The following is a 7120-nucleotide window of genomic DNA, read 5'->3' on the forward strand; positions in this document are numbered from 1 at the left end:
CGAGCAGGTCGAACCCGGCCACCGAGGCGGCGCCGGCGGTGGGGGTGTCGAGGCCGGCGAGGATGTTCAGCAGGGTGGATTTTCCGCTGCCGGACGCGCCGACCAGGGCCATCAGTTCGCCCTGCTGGACCAGCAGGTCCAGCCCTTGGAGGGCCTGGACCTCCACGCCCTGGGCGGTGAAGATCCGCACCAGGCGGTCGCAGACGATCAGGGCGTCGTGCCCGTAGGCGGGCTGCTCCCGGCTTTCGGTGACGCGTCGTTCCAGCTCGGCCAGTGTGACGCGGCCGCGCTCGGTGGTTCCGGACGTGTCCTGACTCATGATCGTTCCCCCATCCGGAGTTCGGTTCCTTCTCCCCGCCGTCCCGTCAGCCAGGCCTGCACGGCCAGCACCACACAGGCCAGCACCACCAGCGCGGTGGCGGGGACCAGCAGTGAGGCCGCGTCGGTGTGCAGTACGGCTCCCGACAGGTCTGTTGCGGGTGTGCGGACCGTGAAGGCGAGTGCCGCCAGGTCCACGCCGGGGCGTACCAGCGGCACGGTGGCCACGCTGACCAGGATGCCGCCCAGGGCGCCCAGCAGGACTTGCGGCAGCATTTCCAGTACGGCCAGCCATTGTCGCCCACGGCCGGTCATGCCCATGGTCCGCAGCCGGGCCAGCAGGGCCTTGCGCTGCGGCGCGTTGTGCAGCAGCGACAGCAGCAGCGCCAGCACGCTGTAGCCGGCCCCCGCCGCCACCGCCGCCAGATACACGTGCCGTGCGCCCGACTGCAGGGCCGAGGTCGTGCCGTAGGAGGCGCGTTGTTCGGTGCGCAGGGTGACCTGTGCCTCGGGCGCGGCCTTGGCGACGGCGGCGCGCAGTGCTGTCGCGTCGATGCCGGTGCCCGTCGCGTAGAGCGTCGAGGGTCCGTGCGCGGGCTCCTTGGTCCCGGGCGCGACCTTTGCGAGGGCGGCCCGCGAGACGATGAGGAACTCGTGGTTGGGGGCCGCCGGGGTGGCGTCCTGCGTGCCGACGATCCTCACCATGACCCGTCCGACCGACGACCTGACGGTCTCCGGGTCGCCGACGCCGTTGCCGAACGTCCGCGCGACCGCCGGGGAGGCGATGGCGGGGATGGGTTCCTTCGTCGCGGAGTCCAGTTTGCCGGCGGGGAACGAGGTGCCGAGCCCGTCGGCCGCCACGAGGCGGGCGTACGGTTCGGGGTCGACGACCAGCAGGTCGAAGCGGGTGCGGCTGTTGATGATCTGCTGTCCGGGCTCGATCCGCACGCCGGTGACCTCGCGGACCCCGGGGACCTTCCGGACCTGGGTGTCGAGTCCCTGCGGGAGGGCGCCGAAGGTCTGGATCCGGGCGTCCGCGCCGACCGCGGTCACCGCGGCCTGGTCGCGTCCCGCATCCACTCCGGCCAGGACGGCCCCGCCGAAGGAGGTGACGGTGAGCGCCACCAGGACGGCCAGGAGCGGCAGCGCCGTGGTGGAGGGGGCGCGTCCGGCGCGGGCGAGGCCCAGGTGGAGCACGGCTCCGTTGAGGCGTGCGAAGGGCCGGGCCAGCAGGCGTACGGGCCAGGGGTACAGGCGGAGCAGGACCAGTGCGGTGACCACTGCCAGCAGCACCGGCGCCGCGGCGGTGAGTATGTCCGCGCCGCCGTCCGCTGTGCCGCGCTGCCGCAGCGCGACCACGGCGCCGGTGACGACGAGCACGACGGCCAGTTCGGCCACGGTGCGGCGCCGGGACGGCCGGGCCGCGACGATGTCCTCACGCTGTCCGGGGCGCGGGCGGCGGGCGGTGGCCGCCGCGCGCAGCGGCAGGCTCACCGTGGCCAGTACGGCGACGGCGGTGGCCGACCACACGGCGAGCGAGGCGCGTTCGGTCGGCAGCAGGAAAAGCGCCAGGGCGAGCCCCGCCGCCGCGGAGGGCACCGCGACGACCGCGCTCTCCGCCAGCAGCCGGCCGGTCAGCGCGCTCATGCTGATGCCGCGGGCCCGCAGCAGTGTGAACTCGGCCCTGCGCCGGTTCGCCGACAGGCCCGCCGCCATGAGCAGCACCACGACGGCCACGGTGCCCACGCCGACGGCGGCGACCAGGATCAGCGGCTGGGCGGCGGTGCGTTCGGCTACGAAGGGACCGAGACGTTCGGCGAGTCCGTCCTCCTCGACGTGCAGGCCGCGCTGCTTGGTCTGCAGTCGTGCCGCGGCCGGGCCCGCCGTCAGCGCGGACAGCCGGTCGCGCAGCGCGGGGACATCACGTGCGGTGAGCGCGCCGATGTCGGCGGGATGGTGCCAGTAGGCCTGCGCGCCGTCCTGCAGGCCGAGCAGGACGTTCGTGGCGCTCTCGTCGATCAGGGCGGTGAAGTGCCAGTAGCGGACGGGATCGCCGCCCGAGCCGGGCTGCGAGCGCATGCTGGGGCTGCGCAGGTCGGACTCCGCGTTCCACCAGGCGGCGCCGGGTGTCCGGGGCGTGACGATCCCGGTGACCCGGACGGTCATGACGGATCCGAGGGGGTCCTGGAGGTGGAACGCCGAACCGGTGCGCAGCTTCATGGCCTTGGCGGTGCGGTCGGTGATCACCGCTTCGACGCTGCGGTCGTCGGCGCGGGGGTGCGGCAGGCGTCCCTCGACCAGGCGGGTGTTGCCCGCCAGGTCGGGCTGGGCCACCAGGGTGCCCTTCGGGGGGAGCGGGGTGTCCGCGGGGAACCGGGGCAGGCCGGGGTCGGCGGCGACCGTTTCCACGGAACGCACGCCGTAGACGGTCTGGTCCCGCTCCAGTGCCAGCGGCGGCCGTACGAGTTTCTGGAACTCCTTCTCCGTCTCCTTCAGCGACGTGGAGGTGAGCAGGGCCTCGGGGTCGAAGGGGACGGACAGCCGCGACACCTGGAGCGACATGGTGACGCTGCGGTCCGGGACCGACGTGTGTGCCACGGTGTCGCGCAGTGCGCTGTTCTCGTAGCCGTCGACGGCGCGCGGAAGCGCGGCCGCCAGGAACGCCGTGACGAGCACCAGTGCGGCCAGGGCGAGCGTGCCGCCGGGGGCGGCGCGCAGCAGCCGGGCGCGGATCCAGGAGACGTCACCGCTGTGCGGGGTACGGGGCTCGGCCACGTCATTCACCTCCTTGGCGCCGCAGCGCCTGGGCCGGGTCGGCGGACCGCCACGCCGTCAGCATGACGCCGAGCAGGGGCAGCACGGTGACGGTGATCAGCAGCAGTACGAGCGGGCCGGACGGCAGTTCCACCCGGACCTCGGGTACGGGGTTCTCGGCGTGCGCCGTCAGGATGATCAAGGGGACGACCAGCCGGGTCAGCAGCCCGCCCAGTACGGCGCCGACGCCCACCGCGACCAGGACCAGCAGGCCCTGTTCGGCGGCGATCACCCGGGCGAGCCAGCGGCGCGGGGTGCCCAGGGCCCGCAGCATCGCGAACTCCTGGGAGCGTTCGCGCAGTGCGCCGGCCGCCGCCACGATGTAGCCGACCGCGGCGAGCACCGCGGCGGTGACGACGGCGGCGGGCAGCGCGGACAGCGGGCCGGCGCCGAGCGGGTCGCGTTGCAGTTCGGTGCGCTGTTCGTCGCGGACCAGGAGCGAGGTGATGTCGCCGCGGGCCCGCAGGGCCGAGGCGACGCGGGCGGTCGCGCCCGGCTCGGCCGCCAGCCACCATTCACCGGGCACCAGGGAGCCGCGGCCGGCGTTGAGCAGGGTGTTCACCGAGCGCAGGTCCAGCAGCAGCGCCCCGCCGTCGGTGTCGGAGGTCCTGGCCGTGGCGGTGGGCAGGGCGCGCACGGCGGCGGTGACCCGGACCGGCACGGTCACGCCGGCGAGCTGGATCCGCACCGGGTCGCCCACCTTGGCGTCGACCGCTCGCAGGAAGGAGTCGGTGGCGACCCCCGTCAGGGTGGCCGGGGCCTTCGGCCCGGAGGTCGCGATCACGGACGCCTCGTCGTACCCGCCCGGCCAGTAGCTCCCGGGGGGCATCTGTCCGGTGTCGTACTCGACGGTGAGCGGTGTCCGGCGGTCGGAGCGCGGGGCGTCCGCCTCGGCGGCGAGGTGGATCGCGTCCTCGGTGAAGTCCGGGTTGCCCATGGTGGCGCGCGCCTGCCACGACGAGTCCCCGGGCACGGGGACGGCGTGCGCGGAGCCGTCGCCGGAGACCGCCCGCAGGCCCACGAGGGACAGGCGGTGGTGCTCGGTGTCCTGGGGCAGTACGTAGTCGGCCTTGAGCGTGGTCAGCCGCAGCGGTCCGGCCGGACCGGCCCCGGGGGCCCGGCCCGCCTCGGCGGCGAAGTCCGCCACCACAACGTGCCGTCCGCCGTCGGCGGGGACCTTGCCCAGGGCCATCGTGTAGGGGACGCCGAAGCGGTCCGTGAACGTCGCCGACAGGCGGGTGGTGACGTTGCTCGCGGTCGGTCGGCCGCCGAAGTCCGAGGCCTGCAGGCGGACCGTCAGCAGAAGACGCGCCGTGCCCTCGGGCAGCGTGAAGCCGGCGTCCCGCGAGGCGATGTCCTGGGGGCGCAGGGAGCGCAGCAGGTCCTGGAACGGCCGGTCGGTGAGGTCGTCGCGCAGGCCGGTCACCCGGGAGGCCGCGGTGGTGTCCAGCGAGAGCACGGTGGCCTCGCGGCCCCGGGGCAGCGGCACGGTGCTGCGGTTCGCGGGGGTCACCGCGGCGATCCCGGGGACGTGGTCGTAGACGCCGCCCTGGCCGAAGGGCAGGGTGGAGGTGGCGGCGACGCGGACGTCCGCGCCCACGGTGAAGTCGGCCTGGTCGCGCTGGGACCGCTCCCAGCTCGCGTTCTCGCCGATCGCGAACATGCTGATCGACACCGCGAGGACCAGCAGCAGGGCCGGGACGGCGCCGCGGCCGGTGCGCCGGGACAGCTGCCATCCGGCCAGTGCGGTCGGCAGGCCGCGGGAACCGGCCGCCAGCCGCTCGCCGAGGCGGGCGGCCAGGGGCAGCAGACGCAGTGCGAGCACCGCTCCCGCCAGCAGGCAGATCGCGGGGGCCACGATCAGGACCGGATCGAGGCTGAGGGCGCCCGCGGTGTCGGTCGTCAGCGCGCCCGTCCCGCCGTCGCGCCGGGACAGCTGCCAGTAGCCCAGGCCCGCCACGAGCAGCAGCGCGAGGTCGGTGCCCGCCTGCACGGCGCCGGGCAGCGCGCCCTTGCGGGACCGTGCCTCGCGCTCACCCGCGTAGGTGCCGGTGCGGCGCAGCGCGGGTGAGGCCACCGCGACCGCGCAGGCGAGGGCGGCCAGCACGCCCGCCCACCAGGCCGTCGTGGTCGGTACGTCCAGGTGCACGTCCGCCCGTGCCAGGGCTCCGTGCCCGGCGAGCAGCCGCACCAGCGGCCCGGTCAGCAGTGGTGCGAGCACCGCCGCGGGCAGCGCCAGCAGCACCGCCTCGGTGGCGGCCAGGCCCGCGATGCGGCTCCGGGAACCGCCGCGGGCGCGCAGCTGGGCGGTCTCCTCGGAGCGTTCGGTGGCGAGCAGGCCCGCGACGAGCATCAGTGCCAGACCCGCGAGGACGGCCAGCTGCAGGGCGCTGATGAGCAGGGTCGAGCGGCTGACCAGCAGGTTGCGGCTCAGGTCGTCCGCCAGGGCGGGCAGCTGGCTGCTCGCCGTCGTCTCCCCGTTCAGCACCGTGCCGTCGAGCTGCCCCACCGTGCGCCGGACGTCCTGGCCGACGCGGTCGAGGCGGGCGGTCGTCATGGCGGAGAAGTCGGCGCCGGCCGTCCACTGGACCTCGGCGGCCGGGACCGCGCCCGCCGCGAACGCCCGCGGGTCCACGAGCATCGGGCCGTAGGTGGTGAACGACAGCGTCCGCACGCCGCGACCCTCCAGCGGGTCGAGCCGCCAGTAGAGGGCGGCCGGGTCGGCGGGCCGGTACAGGCCGGTCAGCCGTACGCGCACGGACGGCCCGCCCCGCCGGTCGGCGAGCGTGATGACGTCGCCGGGCGTCACGCCCAGGGCCTCCGCGGCCGACTCGGGCAGCGCGACCGGCACCGGGCCCGCGGCCTTCGGGGCAGCCGGGAAGGCGCCCTCGACCATGGTCACCCGGGCGCGGTCGAACGTGGCGAGCAGCGTGAGGTCCGGATTGTCCGACGGCGACGCGCCCGCCGGGCGCAGGTCCCGGGGCAGCCCGTACGCGCCCGAGCGGGTGCTGGACGAGACCCGCACCGGCAGCCCGTCGTAGGCGCCCGTGAGGGCCCGGCGCACCGTGGATTCCAGCCGCCCGGTGTCCTGGTCCGTCACCTCGGACGTCACGTCGATCTGTGTCCTGGCGGCCGACGGCCCCTGCAGCGCGCGCCGCAGCCCTGCGTCCCCGACCGCGCCGCTGAACGCGGCCAGCGCGGCCACGGCGCAGGTGGTCAGGACGACAGACAGCAGTGCGGCAGCGAGCAGCAGCCGGTGCGCGCGCAGGCGCAGCAAGACGAAGCCCGGCACCATGCCCCCCGTTCTTGATGCCCGTAACAGTGTGTTGCGAGTGTTCTACGAGTCACCGCGAAGCGGTGAGCGGTGACACAGCCTACGCCCATGTCACGACGTGATCGCACAGGTGTCCCCACGTTCACCCGCCGGTGGGATGAGCGGAGGCCCGCGCTCATACGATCATTGCATCCGGAGGGGCCTGCTTGTTACCACCGTGTGAACAGTGGCATATCGCCGCCGCACTATGCTGACCGGCATGAGTGAGGGACTGCTGGAACGGCGTGAGGGCCCGGCGGGCGACGGGGCGGCCTCCGAGGCGATGGTCGTGGTCGAGGACTTGGTGCGCACCTTCGGCGCCGGGGACACCGCGGTGCACGCCCTGGGCGGGGTGTCCTTCAGTGTGGGCCGCGGGGAGCTGGTGGCCCTCAAGGGCCGCTCGGGCTCGGGCAAGACGACCCTGCTGAACATCATCGGCGGCCTGGACCGCGCCGACGCGGGCCGGGTCACCGTCGACGGCACCACGCTGGGCGGCCTGGCCGAACGCGAACTGCTCGCCCTGCGCCGCGACCGCATGGGCTTCGTCTTCCAGTCCTTCGGCCTGCTGCCCATCCTCACCGCCGCCGAGAACGTCGGCGTCCCCCTGCGCCTGCGCAACACCCCCCGCCGCGAACGCGAGGAACGCGTCAGCCTCCTGCTCTCCCTGGTCGGCCT

Annotated in this window: 4 protein-coding genes; 1 reads left to right on the forward strand and 3 read right to left on the reverse strand. The window is 74.7% G+C overall.

The window, feature by feature from the left end; translation table 11 throughout:
* The 3 genes from CHF15_RS43550 to CHF15_RS43560 all read right to left on the reverse strand — a co-directional run.
* A partial coding sequence (locus CHF15_RS43550; RefSeq protein WP_143681559.1) for an ATP-binding cassette domain-containing protein occupies window positions 1-319 on the reverse strand: 319 nt, incomplete at its 3' end.
* Window positions 316-3093, reverse strand: coding sequence for an FtsX-like permease family protein (locus CHF15_RS43555; RefSeq protein ID WP_089229491.1), 2778 nt, complete (start codon window positions 3091-3093; stop codon window positions 316-318). The genes CHF15_RS43550 and CHF15_RS43555, both read right to left, overlap by 4 nt.
* 1 nt (window position 3094) lies before the next feature.
* Window positions 3095-6427, reverse strand: coding sequence for an FtsX-like permease family protein (locus CHF15_RS43560; protein ID WP_089229492.1), 3333 nt, complete (start codon window positions 6425-6427; stop codon window positions 3095-3097).
* Between the two features lie 301 nt (window positions 6428-6728).
* On the opposite strand from CHF15_RS43560, the gene CHF15_RS43565 reads away from it, so the two are divergent.
* Window positions 6729-7120: ABC transporter ATP-binding protein (locus tag CHF15_RS43565; RefSeq protein WP_245939380.1), on the forward strand; the 392-nt coding region annotated here is incomplete at its 3' end.

The organism is Actinacidiphila glaucinigra, assembly GCF_900188405.1.
Lineage (GTDB): Bacteria > Actinomycetota > Actinomycetes > Streptomycetales > Streptomycetaceae > Actinacidiphila > Actinacidiphila glaucinigra.

Coding starts and splice junctions, on each gene's coding strand:
- CHF15_RS43560 (WP_089229492.1), bottom strand. CDS start 6,427: ATGGTGCCGGGCTTCGTCTTGCTGCGCCTGCGCGCGCACCGGCTGCTG.